The sequence below is a fragment of the Haloarcula sp. CBA1127 genome (assembly GCF_001485575.1).
GTDB lineage: Archaea > Halobacteriota > Halobacteria > Halobacteriales > Haloarculaceae > Haloarcula.
In genome coordinates this window covers 520,409-536,338 of the sequence record NZ_BCNB01000006.1, presented here as the reverse complement: position 1 = coordinate 536,338, position 15,930 = coordinate 520,409, and the positions used below count along the sequence as shown (strand labels likewise).

Sequence of the window (15,930 nt, the reverse complement as noted above, 5' to 3'; positions counted from 1 at the left end):
CTTCCGGTGTCCATGGGCCTGTTCGATACGATCCGTCGCGCCGTCGGTGGCGATGACTCGTCGACCGACGGGGACGAGCGGACGGCCGGGGGCGACCCGCCGTCCGACGATGGGCCGGGACTCTTGGACACGGCGACGCTCGACCCGACGACGTTCCGGGAGTACGCCGAGCACGTCGTCGACGGCGCGGACCCGCTGACGTTCGACCCCGACGCGCTTGCCCGCCTCGATACGGCCATCGAGGAGAGCTACGACGGCAGAACCGCGGGCGATGACGCGAGTGTGACGACCTACACTGAGAACACGGTTCGGTTCGGGAGCTATCTCGGTGAACTCCTCGTACGAGCCTACGACGGCGAGTGGGTCCAGGCCGACGGTCGATGGGGCGTCGCCGTTGCCGGGCCGGACGACGAGGTGGCAGTCGCGGTGTTCGATGTGGCCGCCCGCTCATTCGGCGACAAGCCGGTGTTCGCGGCTGTTGTGACGCGACTGGAATCCGAACTGGCACTGGATGCCGCACAGGGAACTGACGATGGACTGGTAGACCCGGAGACGGGTGAAACCGACGCCGACAGCGCCGTCTCAGAGCCGACGCGGATCGTTCGCCGCGTCGACGACGGACAGGCTGACGAGCGCGACGCATCCCCCGAATCGACGGCGACAGACGAGCGAGGGGGGGCAACTGCCGGCGATACCGCTGATTCCGATTCGTCCCAGACCATCGAGACGAAGCCGACCCGCGTCGTTCGCCGGGTCGAACCCGAATCGGAAACGGGTGACCAGTCGGACGACGCCGACCCCACGCCTGTCGTCAGTGAGGATACTGACGAGCCAGAGAACGAGGCTCCGTCGGACAACGAAGCTGACGGCTCGACTGCCGACATCGGCGGGAACGCAGATCCCGATACGACCGATTCAGCGTCAGATGATGCCGACAGCGAGCCGCCGGCCGCTGAAACCACCGAAGCGGAACCGACTATCGACTCAACCGACGCGGGGTCGGCCACCGACACCGCCGTCGAGCAGCCGGCGGATGACACCGCTGCTGATCAACCAACGGCTGAAACACCGGTGACGGAGCCACCGCTCGACGCCTCTGTGGATGGACCGACTGCCGACACGACTGCTGCTGGCGAGACGACGGGCGATGATGCGGTCACGGCTGATGAAGAGATGACGGACGATGATACGATCACGGCCGACGAAGCGGCCACCTACATCGACGAAGCGGAGCCGACGGTTGGCAGTGCCCCAGTGGACCCTTCGGACGATGCGCCAACGACCGAGATACCGTCCGAGGACTCGGTTGCCGATTCCCGCGACGAAGACGGAACCGGCGACAACACACCCGCGGGGGCGGCAACTGACACACCCGCTGACGAAGGAGCGACGGACACAGCCGACGCCGAGGAGGTCGATGAATCGATGGACGACGAATCGACTCCCGATAGCTCGCCGGATGCGTCGGCAGACGCCGCTCCAGACGCGGCGGGTTCCGAAGCCGCGGTCGACGAGCCACTTGCAGACACAGCTGATGCCGAGGCGGTCGATGACGAGCCGGCAGCCGGTGCAGAATCCGACGCTAGGGAACTGTTTGATGACAGTGACACATCGGCCCCTGCCGAGGATGTCGAGGCGTCTGGTGCCACTGGTAATGCACCGTCACAGGACGTGACCGCTGACGAGACGGCTGCGACAGCGGCCACCGACGAGAGTGAACTGTCCGCTTCCACTGACAGCGATTCGACCGTTGGCTCGATGGATCGCTCGTGGGACCCCGGCACGGTCCGCGCGGACCACGCCGATACCGCTGTCGAGTTCGCCGACTTCTGGGGCGAACACGACCTCGATTTCTCGCCGGCCTCGCTTTCGCGGCTCGACGATCTGGTCGACGCGGAGTGGGACGACGAGCGCTTCGCCGAGACGACGTTCGGGAGCGACGCGTCGTTCGACGACCGCGCGTTCACCAGCGTCGTGCGGGAACTCGGCGCCTACTTCGGCGAAGTACTCGTCCGGCACCTCGACGGCGAATGGACCGACGAGACGGACCACGAAGCGGCCGTTGTCGTCGGTGGGCCTGCCGGGGAGTTCGCAGTCCCTGTCTTTGAGGTTGCGATAACGTCGCTCAGAAAGCAGGCGGTGTTCGGCCGGAGCTACGACGCCCTGCTCAAAGACTTGGGTCGTGACGGCCCGACGCGGTGAGCGACGCGACTCCGGCCGGGTTCCTCGCTGTTGCTAGTCAGACAGGGGTATGACCGACGTGCTCCCACAGTCGGGACACTCGTCGTGGTCTGTGTAGAGGAGCGTATCACACTCGATACACCGGTGGGTGGCTTCGTCGTCGGTCGCGTTTCCGACCTCCTGTTTCAGCTCCTCGACTTTTCGACCGAGATCGTTGAAAAGGCTCATTGTGACCTATTCGGCCCGGACAGGCATAAACGTCGGCCGCCGGGTCAGGATGTGAGCGGACGTCCGCGCCCGCAAACGACCCATCCTTTTGTCGCTGGCGGCGCAGGGGCCAGACGTGTCGCTGCCACCTGTCACGCCGGGGATGTTGTTCGTGTTCGCGGTCATCGTCGCCGCGCTGGTGCTGTTTGCGACGGAGGCGCTGCCCGTCGACGTGACTGCTATCGCCGTCATGGTCGCGCTGATGCTGGCCGAGCCAGCAACGACTCTGGCGGCTGATGCCGGACTCCTCGCCGAGCCGGTGTACGTGTTACATCAGGCCGGTGACGGGATTTCGCCGCTGGATCGCGGGCTCTCGGGCTTCGCCTCGACGGCGACAATAACGGTGCTTGCGATGTTCATTCTCTCCGACGGTGTCCAGCGGACCGGTATCGTCCAGATTCTCGGCGCGAAAATCGCCTCACTGACCGGAGACAGCGAAACGAAACAGCTCAGTGCGACCGTCGGACTGGTTGCGCCTATCTCAGGGTTCATCAACAACACTGCCGCCGTTGCCATCCTCCTGCCGATGGTCACTGACATCGCACACAAGGGCAAGCTCTCGCCGTCGAAACTGTTGCTGCCGCTGTCCTATGCTTCGATGTTCGGCGGAATGCTGACGCTCATTGGGACCTCGACGAACATCCTCGCCTCGCAGCTCTCGGCGGAACTGATCGACCAGCCGTTCAGTATGTTCGAGTTCACCCAGCTCGGCATCATCGTGACCGTCATCGGAACGGTTTATCTCCTTACCGTCGGGCGCTATCTGGTCCCGTCGCGGATTCCGGTCGAAGAAGACCTCACCGAGGAGTTCGAGATGGGTGAGTACCTGACCGAGGTTGTCGTTCGCGAAGACTCCCCGCTCATCGGGCAGACTGTCGACGAGGCGCTCAGAGTCTCGGCGTTCGACGTGGACATCGTCCAGTTGGTCCGCGAGAAACGCACCTTCCTCGAACCGCTCGGCCAGAAATCCATTCAGGCCGGTGATGTCTTCGCCGTTCGGACGGACCGAGACACGCTCGTCGACCTCCTCGACGTCGAAGGGCTGGACATCATTCCGGATGTCGAGGTCGACGACGCGGAACTGGAAACCGCAAACGAGCGGAAAAACCTCGTTGAGGTTGTCGTCGCCCCCGGCTCCTCGCTTATCGGCGAGACACTCGTCTCCACGAACTTCCGCCAGCGCTACGACGCGACCGTGCTGGCGCTTCGCCACGGGCAGGAGCTGTACCGCCAGCGAATGGACCACGTTACACTCCGCATCGGCGATACGCTTCTGGTGCAGGCCACCCCCGAAAGCATCGACCGTCTCAACCGTAACAACGACTTGATTGTCGCCCAGGAGGTCGCACGGCCGGATTTCCGGCGGTCGAAGATTCCCGTCGCTATCGGCATCGTCGCTGCTGTCGTCGGCGTCGCGGCGCTGACGCCGGTCCACATCGTTATCTCGGCGCTCGGCGGCGCGCTGGCGATGGTGCTCACCGGCTGTCTCCGCCCGCCGGAGCTGTATGACGCCGTCCAGTGGGACGTCATCTTCCTGCTTGCCGGCGTCATCCCGCTTGGCACCGCACTACAGGAGACCGGCGGCGCTGACCTGCTCGCGGAGCTGTTCGTCATGGGTGCTGGCAGCGTCCTTACCGCTGGAGGTGGCCTCGCCGTCGTCCTCGGTCTGATGTATCTCGTCACGGCACTGCTGACGAACATCATCTCGAACAACGCTTCCGTCGTCCTGATGATCCCGGTCGCCATCGAAACCGCCCAGCAACTGAACGCCAATGCCTTCGCCTTCGTCCTCGCCGTCACCTTTGCCGCCTCGACGGCGTTCATGACGCCGGTCGGCTATCAGACCAACCTCCTTGTCTATGGCCCCGGTGGGTACCGATTCACCGACTATCTGAAGGTTGGTGCGCCGCTACAGGCTGTATTCGCCGTCGCAACGACGCTTGGCATCGCGTATTTCTGGGGCCTCGCTCCCGCGTGACATGGTCGCCTCGCAACGAAACGCTTTACAGGCTGTCGAATCGAGAGAGTAGTACGGGATCGTGGGGTAGCTTGGTAACCTTCGGGCCTTGGGTGCCCGCGCCCCTAGTTCAAATCTGGGCGATCCCATCCTTGCGATAACGAACGCGGCCCTTCTGTCGCTTCTACTGCTAATTCCTTAGCGACCCGTTTTGCCAGTTCTTTGCTGTCATCGCTGTTCACACTCGTAGCCGCGGCCAGTCCTCACCACCATGTCCGTAGCGACTCTCCGAGCAACATTGCGAAAAGAACCCGTCCCGATATCACGCCGCGCTAGTCGCCAGTCCCATCAGGGACGGAACGCGTGGAGTGGTTATCGCTTGCCTTCGACATCACTGTGGCCGCCCTCCCCGTCACTGGTGTCGAACTCGTCGACGGTTGCGGCCAGCGAGTCGGCACGGTCGCGGAGTTCGTCCGCGCTCTGGGCGATTTCAGCGACGGACGCGGACTGCTCTTCGGCGGCTGCCGATACCTGCTCGGCGTCCTCCGTCACGTTCTGGCTGATCTCCGAGACCCCGTCGACGCGGTGGACGACGCTTTGCGTTGCGTCGGCCTGGTCCTCAGTGGCATCCGCAATCTCCTGAATCCCATCGTTGGCGTTCTCGATTGCGTCGACAGTGTCTTCTATGGCGTCGGCAGCCTCGCGGACAGTCTTCACGCCGGTGTCGATGTGCTCGCTAGTCGCGCGGATGTCCGTGACAGTCTCGTCTGTCTCCGTTTGCACGGCCGCGATTTCGGATTCTATCTCCGCTGCCGCCTGTTTTGTCTCCTCCGCGAGGTTCTTGACCTCGTCGGCGACAACGGCGAAGCCCTCGCCGTCCTTGTCGGCCCGGGCAGCCTCGATGTTGGCGTTCAGGGCGAGCATATTCGTCTGCTCGGCGATATCCGAGATGAAGTCGACAATCTCGCCGATGTCGTCCATCCGCTCCTGTAGCGCGAGAATCTGGTCGACCGCGTCTGCCGAGCGGGACTCGATTTCCGCCATGTCGTCAATGGCCGACTCGGCGGCCTCCCGGCCCGTTTCGCCACGGTCGACGGCTTCTCTGGCCGTCTCTGCGACCGTCGTCGACGACGCTGCGACTTCCTCGATGCTCGCCGATAGCTCGTCCATTTCGGCGGCAGCCTCCTCGAGGTCGTCGTGCTGTCTGATGGCACCGTCGGCGATCTCCTGTATGCGGTCACTGACGGTCTGGCTCGTCGTCTCGATTTCCTCGGCCCCAGTCGCGACCTCGATTGTGGCATCCGCGACTTCGTCGGCGAACGCCGCAACCTCACTGACGGTTGCTTCGAGCCCGTCGAGCATTGCGTTGAACTCCACTGCGACTTCTCGCATTGCCGTCTCCTCCGCGTCTTCGTCGAGTCGCTTCGTGAGGTCACCGTCAGCGATCTCCTGCATCACTGCGCTGTACTCGGTGGCGCGCTCCTGGAGGCGCTGGCTGGCTTCTTCTGCCTCAGCTCGTGCGTCCTCCGCTTCCGTGCGGAGCTCTTCGGCCTCCGACCGCGCCGTCTTTGCCTCCTCGACCGCATCCTCCGCTTCCTGAATGCGGTTCTGGAGAGAGATCCGCATATCGTCAAACGTCCCGTAGAGCCGGCCGATTTCATCGGCGCGGTTCGTCGAGAGGTCGACATCGAAGTCGCCGGCCTCGATGCGTTCAGCACGGTCTCGCAGCTGCTTCAGCGGGTCGACTGTGCGTTTCCCGAGTACGAGGCCGACAGCCGACAACGAAACGAGTGCCAGCAGGACAAGCAGGCCGACTGTCTGCCCGACCGTATCCCGGACACTAAACGCCTGAGCCGTGTCCAGGCTCGTCACTGTGACCCAGTTCGTGGTTGGGACAGGTGCGAACGCGTACACGCGACCATCGGACACCGCTGTTACCGGTGCTGCAGTACCGTTCGCATCGCGGATCGCCGCGAGGCTCTCTCTGTGGGTGTCAGCATCGAACTCGCGGTCGATGTTCAGTACCGTCTCGTCGTTGGTGTTCAGAATCGTGGTTTCCTTCGTCGAATTCGTATCGCTGAGCCGGTCGACCTGGCTCTGGATGCGCGTGACGACGACGAGGTGCGAGCCATCACGCTTCGGGACCGAACTCGCGAACGCCATCACGGGTTCGTCGTTGAGGACCGGTGAGCGGTACGACCGACTACTCGACCAGACCTGTGTGTTGTTCCCGGGGCCCTCCGGCACTTCCGCGTTCGTCCACGGGGCGTCAAGTTCTGACAGCGACCGCCCCTCTAGCGGGAGTTCCGTGCTGGCAACCACTTCGCCACGAGTATCGTTTACGAGGTGCATACTGACAACATCGTCAGGCAGTAGCTGGTCCTGCAGAAGGATATACGCGGCCGCTCGTCGGTCGCTCCGGAGCGGTTCACCCTGCGAGACGGAGCGCGTGTGCGTGCGTTGCTGTTCGACCCACGAGCCGATAGAGTCCCCCTCCAGCTGGCTGGTCTCGGCGAGCTGTCCAGTCGTCTGGCGTTCGACGGCTGTGGATGTCGCCTGGAACGTGAACGCGCCGGCGCCCGCGATGACGAGCAACACTGCGAGGAACGCAACAGCGAACTTCGCAGCGAACCGCTGCCGGACGAACTCGGGGGCGACTCGATCAAGCGCGCTCGCCAGTCCGTCAAGCGGACCGCCCGTCATCAGGCACCACCCGTGTTGGAGCGCTCAGTGGGCACGACAATGTCGCCGGCAGCGACCTGCTCCCGCGATGTCGACAGCGCCTCCCTGACGTCGTCGGGAATTGCTGGCTCGAGGGAGGTCCCATAGACAATGCCGACGCCGTCACTATCAAGCCCAAGCGAGACGACCTCACCAGCAGGGAGGTTGTCTGCGACTGTTGCCGTCGCCGCGTTGTAGACCGCAACGTTCACTCGCTTGACCATGCTCGCGAGCACGACGTCCGCGTACCGGGGGTTGCTCCGGGACTGGTCTGAGTCTACCCCGATTGCGTACCGCTCATAGGCCTGTGCGGCCTGGAAGATGCCCACACCTGCGCCACCCGCCGCGTGGTAGACGATGTCTGCTCCATCGTCGTACATCCCGGCTGCGATGTCGCGGGCGCCCTGCACGTCGTCGAAGTTCCCGAGGTACTCGGTGAGGACATCAACGTCCGCGTTGGCGTACTCGACGCCGGCTTTGAAGCCGGCCTCGAACCTGTGAATGATTGGCTGGTCGAGGCCGCCGACAAACCCGACGGTCGTCTCTTCCGGGTTCGTTGCACCCGCACCGAGGTTGACGTCCCTGGTCGTGAGCAGCCCGGCAAGATTCCCGGCCTGAAATGACCCCTCGTGTTCGCGGAACACGTAACTGGCTACGTTGTCAGCATCCACGACAGAGTCGACGATCATGAACTGCTGGTCCGTGTACTCTGAGGCGGTCTCAGACAGCCCCTCTGCCTGCAGGAATCCGATACAGCAGATCAGGTCGTATGACGGGTTCGTCGAACTCGCCAGTTCGGCCTGTACCTCGGCGAATCCGGCGACACTGTTTGGCTCGTGATTCGTGTACTCGACCCCGTCATCGAGGCGTGCGCGCTGAATCCCGCGGTTCGCCGCATCGTTGAACGAGCGGTCATCGAGCCCGCCCAGCGCGTACACCATCCCGACAGTCGCCGCCGCATCACTCTCGTTGATGCCGCTGGCGGTCGCTTGCTGGCTCTCGCTGGAACCCTCGTCCCCTGCGCCGCTCCCTCCCAAATTCTCGAAACGGCTCGCACAGCCAGCGAACGCTGCGGTTGCGGCCGCGCTGCCGCTGGCGAGGAGTCGACGCCTTGTGATTTTTTGATCGCGCACGGTTATTCTACTCTGAGTGAATCAGGTATACCAGCAAAAACTACTTGCCCCAATTCTCGACACTGATACTGATAGCACCCTCGTGCCGCCTCATTTCAGTTCCACCCCGGTTTGCGAACCTTCTTAGGCCAGTGGGCATAACCACTGTCCACTCAAATGGCGACCGCCGAGAACACCGAACTCATCGACCGCTTCGAGGAGTTCTACCGCAACTACTACCGCAACGAGATCGGTGAGCTCGCCCAGAAATACCCGAACGACCAGAAATCGCTGTATATCGACTGGGACGACCTCTATCGCTTCGACCCGGACCTGGCCGACGACTACCGCACCAAGCCCGGGCAGATTCAGGAGTACGCCGAGGAGGCCCTTCGACTGTACGACCTCCCGGTTGATGTCTCGCTCGGACAGGCTCACGTCCGCGTCCGGAACCTCCCCGAATCCGAGGATATCCGCGACCTGCGCCACGAACACCACGGCAACCTCGTCGCCGTCCGTGGTATCATCCGGAAAGCGACCGATGTACGCCCGAAAGTCATCGAGGCGGCCTTCGAGTGCCAGCGCTGTGGAACACTCACGCGCATTCCACAGACCGCCGGTGACTTTCAGGAACCCCACGACTGCCAGGGCTGTGAGCGTCAGGGGCCGTTCCGGCTCAACACCGACCAGTCGCAGTTCATCGACGCCCAGAAACTCCGTGTACAGGAATCTCCCGAGGGACTGCGTGGCGGGGAGACGCCCCAGTCAATCGACATCAACATCGAGGACGACATCACGGGCCACGTCACCGCCGGCGACCACGTCCGCGTGACCGGCATCCTCAAACTCGACCAGCGGGGCAACGACAACGAGAAGTCCCCGATGTTCGACATCTACATGGAGGGCGTCAGCGTCGAAATCGAAGACGAGCAGTTCGAGGACATGGAGATCACCGACGCCGACAAGAAGGAGATCGTCGAACTCTCCAACGAATCCGATATCTACGACAAGATGGTCGGGGCCATTGCCCCCTCTATCTACGGCTACGAGAAAGAGAAGCTCGCGATGATGCTCCAGCTCTTCTCGGGCGTGACGAAGGAGCTACCTGACGGCTCTCGAATACGTGGAGACCTCCATATGTTGCTGATAGGAGATCCGGGAACGGGGAAATGCGTCCACGGCGATACACGGGTGACACTTGCAGACGGTCACGAACGCCCGATCCGAGAGATCGTCGAATCGAACTTAGATGATCCCAACCCAGTCGACGACGGAGTGTGGGATGCGGTTGACTTCGATGTCCCGTCACTCCGGCAGGATGGGACGATAGCCACCCAGCGAGCGACCAAGGTCTGGAAGCGCGAAGCACCGGATACGCTGTATCGCATTCGAACTTCGACTGGTCGCGAACTCGACATAACGCCGTCCCATCCGCTGTTCGTTCAGGCTGACGGACGGTTTCAGGCCAGGAAAGCCGAGGAATTAGAGAGTGGAACACATATTGCAGTTCCCAGAGAGTTATCGACAGATGGCTACGACGATTTGGACATCACGTTCCGAGAATCACAGGCCAACAACAGTGTCGATCTTGAACTCCCGGCGCAGTGGAACCCTGAGCTAGCCCGTCTTATCGGCTATATCGTTGCCGAGGGGTACGTCGAACAGCGAGCAGATAACACGGGCTTCGTTTCGATAACGAACAACGACGTCGAACTGCTCGACGACGCAAAATCCGCTCTGGAGACACTGAACCTCAACGTTACAGAACGAGATCCACACGACGGTAAGACTGCCCGCGAACTGTTGTGTTCGGCTGGCGAGTTCGTTAGCTTCCTCGCAGCTCTGGACGAGACGTTGCTCGCGTCGTCGGCAGACAGACGTGTTCCGCAAGATATCATGCGTGCGAGCGACGACGTTGTTTCCGGATTTATCAGAGGATATATTGAGGGGGAGGGTCACGTCTCGACATCACAGCGGGAGATTACTGTTGCCTCGATGAGTAAACAGCTGCTGAAAGATGTTCGGTCCCTGCTCGTCACGCAGGGAATCACAGCACAACTCCAACCCCGGAGCAACGGCAGCTACCGGCTTCGAATCTCCGGGAACTCCTTCCACGACTACGCCGAAAAAATCGGATTTGTTACAGAGCGAAAGACAGAGGCGTGCCAGCAGTTCGAAGGAGTCCGCGGAAATACAAATCTCGATATTGTCCCCGCTCTGGGTCCGGAACTCCGCCGCCTTCGGGAAGCCCTTGGGTTGACACAGGACGAATGTGGCCTTCCACGGTCGACGTATCAACACTACGAGCGGGGGCGCAGAAACCCGAGCCACGACAGTCTCGAATCGGTTCTTGATGCCTTTGAGACGCGATTGGCTGCGATGGACCGTAACTCTCCTGCCGGCGACACTGCGGCCAGTGACGGGGGCGGAACGGATTCACTCCGCCGGGATCTGGACGCACTTACTGCACTCGTCGAAGGTGATATCGCGTGGGACCGAATCGAGTCGATAGAACCCATCGAACACGATGAGAAGTGGGTCTACGATCTCGAAATCGAGGGTACGCACAACTACCTCACTAACGGGGTTGTCTCGCATAACTCCCAGATGCTATCATATATCGAGAATATCGCGCCACGCTCTGTCTACACCTCCGGCAAAGGGTCATCGAGCGCGGGGCTTACCGCGGCCGCCGTTCGCGACGATTTCGGCGACGGCCAGCAGTGGACGCTGGAGGCGGGCGCGCTCGTGCTCGCAGATCAGGGTATCGCCGCCATCGACGAACTCGACAAAATGAGCCCGGAAGACCGCTCCGCCATGCACGAGGCGCTGGAACAGCAGCGTATCAGCGTCTCGAAGGCGGGAATCAACGCGACACTCAAATCCCGCTGTTCGCTCCTGGGCGCGGCCAACCCCAAGTACGGCCGCTTCGACCAGTACGAACCCATCGGTGAGCAGATAGACCTTGAACCGGCGCTTATCTCGCGGTTCGACCTCATCTTCACCGTGACGGACAAGCCCGATGAGGAGAAGGACCGCAACCTCGCCGAGCACATCATCCAGACCAACTACGCCGGCGAACTCCACACGCATCGGACCGAAAACCCCACCTCAAACTTCAGTGAGGAGGAGGTTGGGACCGTTACTGAGGAGGTCGCACCGACAATCGAGCCGGACCTTCTCCGGAAGTACGTCGCCTACGCGAAGCGCAACTGCTTCCCGACGATGACCGAGGAGGCAAAGAGCCGTATCGAGGACTTCTACGTCGACCTGCGGATGAAGGGTCAGGACGAGGACGCGCCGGTGCCCGTCACCGCCCGGAAGCTGGAGGCGCTGGTCCGGCTTGCTGAAGCCTCTGCACGTATACGCCTCTCCGACACCGTCGACGAAGCCGACGCCGACCGGGCAGTCGACATCGCCCACTACTGCCTGAAGGAGATCGGTGTCGATCCCGAGACCGGCGAGTTCGATGCCGACGTGGTCGAGACCGGCCAGTCGAAGACCCAGCGCGACCGCATCCAGAACATCAAAGGCATCATCTCCGACATCGAGGACGAGTATGACGAGGGCGCACCCGCTGACGTGGTCATCGAACGCGCCGAGGAAGTCGGCATCGACGAGTCGAAGGCCGAACACGAGATTGACAAGCTGAAACAGAAAGGCGAGGTGTACGAGCCTCGGACGGACCACCTCCGGACGACCTGATATGGACCGTATTTCCGCACTCCGCAATATCGAGGAGGCGCTGGCCGAGTTCGAGGCCGGGTCGCGGTCGCTCAGTGACCTCGAACGGGACGTTCGCGGGACGCTCCGGACCTATGCGACTGAGTTCGAGGGGGACCTGCAAGCCTACCGGGCAAACGGCGGGGCCGCCGTGGATGGCCTCGTCGTCCTCGCGCCATCCGAGACAGCGGCCCGCGAGCGGGTTCGTGACCTCGTCGCAGATGCCGGCGAATTTACCGTTACAGTCGTCGAGTAGGCCATTTTCGAGCAGCGTGAGTACTGTCGGCATAGTCCACATCAGCCCTACAGTACTGACTCCCGAGTTCGCCTGTCCACCTATCTTTCTTCCCGACCGTCATATATATTCAGCCCATTTCTCATTCAATTCAGTAAAATTTTATAGTAATAATACCAATGCCTAGCCAGTGCTACTCGTCGTCACATACTCCCGGGCGGCACGCAGAGACCTGCGGAACGTCTGTCGTGCCCACGAAGACTGTGTCGTTCGGCAGTTCGGGAGAGCAGCGTTGTTCTCCGGAACAGAGTTCGGGGCCTTTCAGGCGCTTCGGCTCCACGAGAAACACGACCTTGACGTGCAGATCGAGCGCGTCGAACCGTTCGAGCCGACAGATGCTCCGGAGCATATCCGCGAGGCGGCCAGACGGTACGAGGCACGCGAGGAACCGGCGACGCCATACGAACGGTTCGCGTCGGGGCGTGACCTCCCAGACCCGGACCAACTCCGAGGCGTCGACCTGTGAAGCTCCGCGTCGCTGGAACCACGTACACGGGCGCTGTCGTCGACCTCCGAACCCGAAACGTCGGCGGTCGAACCGTCGCCGCAAGCATCCGTGGACAGCGGCGTTTTCCGGTCGTGTCCTGCCCGGAGCCACCGGCCGTGTACGCGTACGTCGGACACATCCACCCATCGATGGGGCTCCGGACGCGGACTGCACTCGCGGCCGCCGCCCGGTCACGGGGATACGAGACGCCGCAGGATGACGCTATCGCAGACCGCCACGCCCAGCTGGCCGAGCTTGAATGCTCGCCGCCGGATCTGCCGGACCCTGTCGATCCCGTCCCGGATTCGACCATCGACGGCCTGCAGGAAGCGGTCGCTACCCACCGCGGTCGTCTCACCGCCCGGCAGGCGGTCGGTGCGGACGACGGGACGGTACAGGCTGACCTCCGAGACGCAGCGACGGAACTGAGCGAACGGAAGACTCGACAGACTGCCGCCAGAGAGACTCGCGAACTCCGCCGGGAGCGGGCACGCGCCTACCGTGACACACTGGAGGAACAGCGTCGGCTTTCCGACGAACTGGCCAACCTCCGGCGGAGCGCTCGGGCGACTCTTGTCGACCGGTGCGCTGATGCATTCGCTCGGGCTATCGAAGCCGTTCCCGGGCCAGTTCCGGACGACCCGTTCGACGCCGACCCAGTACCGGCCGCTCTGGCCGTGCTCCGGGTCGCCAAAACGCCTGCACCGGTCGTTCTCGAAACGGACCGGTTCAGGACGCCAGCGGCTGCGTCGGACTATCTCGACGCCCCTATCGTCCGTTGCTGACTTTTAAATCGGAAGGCCGGGCCACCGTTCCTATGGTTACCTTCGACTGTCGCGCCGAGCGAGTCGACGGCGTAACGCTCGTTACGGCGACCGTCAGCGATGTTGCCGAACCGACTCGAATTACTGTTCGGAACTGTCTCGATGGCCCGCTCTGGCCGCCGAGAAAGCAGGGCGTTCCCGAGGCCGGCTGGTCGGAGGACGGGTTTGAAGGGGTCGTCAGGCCGGGGACACACGCGCTTGGGTACGCGACGCCAGCCCCGCTGTCTGACCAGCCGGCGGAGCTGGTGCGCGCCGATCCGGCGCTCGATACGACCTCAGCGGACGAGCGATTCGACTCTGCAGATGCCGTACTCAGGGAACTGGGCGATCCGTCACCACCTGCTGACGCTGTCCCAACAGCCGAGTCGGTACGAGCGGCCGAGACCGCGAGCGCTGGGCCGGCCAGCCCTGCATCCGAGCGGGACATCGAACCACAGCCAGCGGGACGCCAACCGTCAGCCGAGTCGAGGACTTCGATCGGCCAACGACCGGATCAGCACCTTCCAGACGCTGTCTCGCAGTGGCTCGAAACCGTTGCTCGACGGGTCGACCGTGCCGAGCGGCTGGCCGAGGCGGACTCGCTGTCGGCAGCGACAGCCGCAGTTCGTGCGGCGGACGGGCTGTCCGGTGTCCGGACAGTTGCGGCACGCGGCGACACTGACGAGCAAATGCTCCGGGCGCTGGCTCGGCGGGCTGAGCGGCTCGCCGACCGACGATCGGCTGCTACGGTGCCGACAGAGACCCTGTCCAGCTTGGCATGATCTTGGCAGTCACCGGCGGCAAGGGCGGCGTCGGCAAGTCCACTATTGCGTACAATCTCGCGGCGGAACTCGACGCGCTCGAACGGACTGACAGCGGGGACTCGTTCGCAAACGCGAACGCGGGCAGCATCGTCGTCGACGGTGACCTCGGGATGGCGGACCTCCCGTCCAGTCACGGTCCTGACCTGCACGACGTTCTTGCCGACCGCGCCGACCCGCACGAAGCTGTCCGGGAGGACGGTCCTGTGACTCTCGTCCCATGCGGACGAACGCTGGCCGGTGCTCGGAGTGCCGACTTGCGGAGGCTCACAGACGTATTCGCCGCGCTGGAGCGGACCTACCGCTGGGTCATCGTGGACTCGCCGGCCGGGATGCACGCCGACGTAGGGCTGCCCCTTGCCGCTGCCGACGCCGCGGTACTCGTCACGACGCCGGAAGACGCGGCGCTCGCTGACGCGCTCCGGGTCCGGGCGCTGGCTCGCGAACTCGATGCCGGACTCTGTCGGGTCGCCCTCAACCGCGCTGGTCCAGATCCTGCGACCGGGGCTGTCGCGGACCGGTTCGGTGCGCCGGCCGTCGCTATCCCGGAAAGTGAGCCGCTAGCGACGGCACAGGCGCATGGACAGCCGCTTCGAGAAACAGCGCCAGACACACCGGCTCGGCGCTCGATTGAAGGGCTCGCTGACGCCGTCTACTCTTGTAGTTCGGTGTAGGTCCCGCGGAGCGTGACTGGCGTTACGTCTGCCGTCTCTGCCGCCTCGGCCTGCGTGAGCGCCACGTCCTGCTCTTGGGCCGCGGTGTAGAGACACGCCGCCGCGACGCCGGCCGGATTGCGCCCGCTGACCAGCCCGCGGTCCTGTGCCTCGTCGACGAGCCGTTCCGCGTGCTGTCGGACTGCCGTCGGCAGGTCCAGCGTTGTTGCGAACCGTGGTACGTACTCGCGAGGATCAATCGGGCCAGTCGGCAGTCCGAGTTCTCTGTTCAAGGCGTCGTACGCTGCACGAAGCTCCGCCTGAGTCGCTTTGGCGACAGTACAGAGTTCGTCGACGGTTCGGGCGACGCCTTCGGTCCGGCAGGTGGCGTAGATAGCTGCGGCCGCGAACCCTTCCAGCGTTCGTCCCTGCAGTAGGTCCTCGTTCTGTGCGGATTCGAACAGCACGCAGGCCCGGTCCCGGATCGCGTCTGAAAGCGCCATCGAACTGATGATGCGCCGGATCTCGGTGAAGGCGTACACCTTGTTTCGCTCGCGTTTCGAACTGATCTGGGCGCGGTTGTGCTCGCGGCGGAGGCGGGCGAACTGACGCCGCTTACGCCCTTTCAGCCGTGTCGACCGGCCGATCTTCGTCGAGAGGCCGCGGTCGTGGCGCGACCGCGTCAGCGGCGCACCCGTGCGTGCCCGGTCAGTGTCATCGTCGTCGAATGACCGCCACTCCGGACCGGGGTCGATGGCGTCCTCACCGACGACCAGCCCGCAGCTGCCACAGACCGATTCGACGCCCTGCTGTTTGACCGACCCATTACACTCTGGACATTGCGTTACCGTCGCACTCATGTTTCCACCTACGGCTGGATGGAGGGTTAAAAAACCGATGCAAAGGCGGG

12 protein-coding genes and 1 tRNA gene are annotated in these 15,930 nt (G+C 63.2%); 9 read left to right on the top strand and 4 right to left on the bottom strand.

Going from position 1 to position 15,930, the window contains the following annotated elements; genetic code table 11:
* The first annotated feature begins 12 nt into the window (after positions 1 to 12).
* A complete protein-coding gene (locus AV059_RS07335; protein ID WP_058993494.1) occupies positions 13 to 2,202 on the top strand; it encodes a hypothetical protein in 2,190 nt (729 codons plus the stop codon).
* A gap of 33 nt (positions 2,203 to 2,235) precedes the next feature.
* On the opposite strand, the gene AV059_RS22335 is transcribed toward AV059_RS07335, so the two are convergent.
* Positions 2,236 to 2,409 carry a hypothetical protein gene (locus AV059_RS22335; RefSeq protein WP_195156634.1) on the bottom strand — a complete coding sequence of 58 codons (174 nt, stop codon included), beginning with the start codon at positions 2,407 to 2,409 and terminating at the stop codon, positions 2,236 to 2,238.
* Between the two features lie 142 nt (positions 2,410 to 2,551).
* Here AV059_RS22335 and AV059_RS07330 point away from each other — a divergent pair, with 142 nt between their 5' ends.
* Together AV059_RS07330 and AV059_RS07325 are read left to right on the top strand one after the other, a co-directional pair.
* Positions 2,552 to 4,426, top strand: coding sequence for an SLC13 family permease (locus tag AV059_RS07330; RefSeq protein WP_058997499.1), 1,875 nt, complete (start codon positions 2,552 to 2,554; stop codon positions 4,424 to 4,426).
* A gap of 55 nt (positions 4,427 to 4,481) precedes the next feature.
* Positions 4,482 to 4,554, top strand: a tRNA-Pro gene (locus tag AV059_RS07325).
* Between the two features lie 223 nt (positions 4,555 to 4,777).
* Here AV059_RS07325 and AV059_RS07320 read toward each other — a convergent pair.
* On the bottom strand, positions 4,778 to 7,108 hold the full coding sequence (locus AV059_RS07320) for a methyl-accepting chemotaxis protein (protein ID WP_058993492.1): 2,331 nt from the start codon (positions 7,106 to 7,108) through the stop codon (positions 4,778 to 4,780).
* Positions 7,108 to 8,259 (bottom strand): BMP family protein, encoded by a 1,152-nt coding sequence (locus tag AV059_RS07315; RefSeq protein ID WP_058993491.1) that lies wholly within the window; start codon positions 8,257 to 8,259, stop codon positions 7,108 to 7,110. The genes AV059_RS07320 and AV059_RS07315 overlap by 1 nt, the downstream gene beginning before the upstream one ends.
* Positions 8,260 to 8,415: 156 nt before the next feature.
* On the opposite strand from AV059_RS07315, the gene AV059_RS07310 reads away from it, so the two are divergent.
* The 6 genes from AV059_RS07310 (at position 8,416) to AV059_RS07285 (ending at position 15,041) form a co-directional block, all read left to right on the top strand.
* Complete coding sequence (locus AV059_RS07310) at positions 8,416 to 11,943, top strand: LAGLIDADG family homing endonuclease (protein WP_058993489.1); 3,528 nt, start codon at positions 8,416 to 8,418, stop codon at positions 11,941 to 11,943.
* A gap of 1 nt (position 11,944) precedes the next feature.
* On the top strand, positions 11,945 to 12,217 hold the full coding sequence (locus AV059_RS07305; RefSeq protein ID WP_005536733.1) for a hypothetical protein: 273 nt from the start codon (positions 11,945 to 11,947) through the stop codon (positions 12,215 to 12,217).
* Positions 12,218 to 12,386: 169 nt separating this feature from the next.
* Positions 12,387 to 12,722 (top strand): hypothetical protein, encoded by a 336-nt coding sequence (locus tag AV059_RS07300; protein WP_058993487.1) that lies wholly within the window; start codon positions 12,387 to 12,389, stop codon positions 12,720 to 12,722.
* Positions 12,719 to 13,528: a hypothetical protein gene (locus AV059_RS07295; protein WP_058993486.1), complete on the top strand. Its 810-nt coding sequence runs from the start codon at positions 12,719 to 12,721 to the stop codon at positions 13,526 to 13,528. The genes AV059_RS07300 and AV059_RS07295 overlap by 4 nt, the downstream gene beginning before the upstream one ends.
* A gap of 32 nt (positions 13,529 to 13,560) precedes the next feature.
* Entirely contained in the window at positions 13,561 to 14,328 is a 768-nt protein-coding gene (locus tag AV059_RS07290; RefSeq protein WP_058993484.1) for a hypothetical protein, read from the top strand.
* On the top strand, positions 14,325 to 15,041 hold the full coding sequence (locus AV059_RS07285) for an AAA family ATPase (protein WP_058993482.1): 717 nt from the start codon (positions 14,325 to 14,327) through the stop codon (positions 15,039 to 15,041). Before AV059_RS07290 ends, AV059_RS07285 begins: the two co-directional genes overlap by 4 nt.
* Here the strand turns inward: AV059_RS07285 and AV059_RS07280 are convergent.
* Positions 15,020 to 15,880: a transcription initiation factor IIB family protein gene (locus AV059_RS07280; protein WP_058993480.1), complete on the bottom strand. Its 861-nt coding sequence runs from the start codon at positions 15,878 to 15,880 to the stop codon at positions 15,020 to 15,022. The two genes, AV059_RS07285 and AV059_RS07280, sit on opposite strands and share 22 nt — an antisense overlap.
* Between the last annotated feature and the right edge of the window lie 50 nt (positions 15,881 to 15,930).

Bases quoted from the DNA above. Each gene is read 5' to 3' on its own strand.
- AV059_RS07335 (WP_058993494.1), top strand. From the start codon at position 13: ATGGGCCTGTTCGATACGATCCGTCGCGCCGTCGGTGGCGATGACTCG.
- AV059_RS22335 (WP_195156634.1), bottom strand. From the start codon at position 2,409: ATGAGCCTTTTCAACGATCTCGGTCGAAAAGTCGAGGAGCTGAAACAG.
- AV059_RS07330 (WP_058997499.1), top strand. From the start codon at position 2,552: ATGTTGTTCGTGTTCGCGGTCATCGTCGCCGCGCTGGTGCTGTTTGCG.
- AV059_RS07320 (WP_058993492.1), bottom strand. From the start codon at position 7,108: ATGACGGGCGGTCCGCTTGACGGACTGGCGAGCGCGCTTGATCGAGTC.
- AV059_RS07310 (WP_058993489.1), top strand. From the start codon at position 8,416: ATGGCGACCGCCGAGAACACCGAACTCATCGACCGCTTCGAGGAGTTC.
- AV059_RS07305 (WP_005536733.1), top strand. From the start codon at position 11,945: ATGGACCGTATTTCCGCACTCCGCAATATCGAGGAGGCGCTGGCCGAG.
- AV059_RS07290 (WP_058993484.1), top strand. From the start codon at position 13,561: ATGGTTACCTTCGACTGTCGCGCCGAGCGAGTCGACGGCGTAACGCTC.
- AV059_RS07285 (WP_058993482.1), top strand. From the start codon at position 14,325: ATGATCTTGGCAGTCACCGGCGGCAAGGGCGGCGTCGGCAAGTCCACT.
- AV059_RS07280 (WP_058993480.1), bottom strand. From the start codon at position 15,880: ATGAGTGCGACGGTAACGCAATGTCCAGAGTGTAATGGGTCGGTCAAA.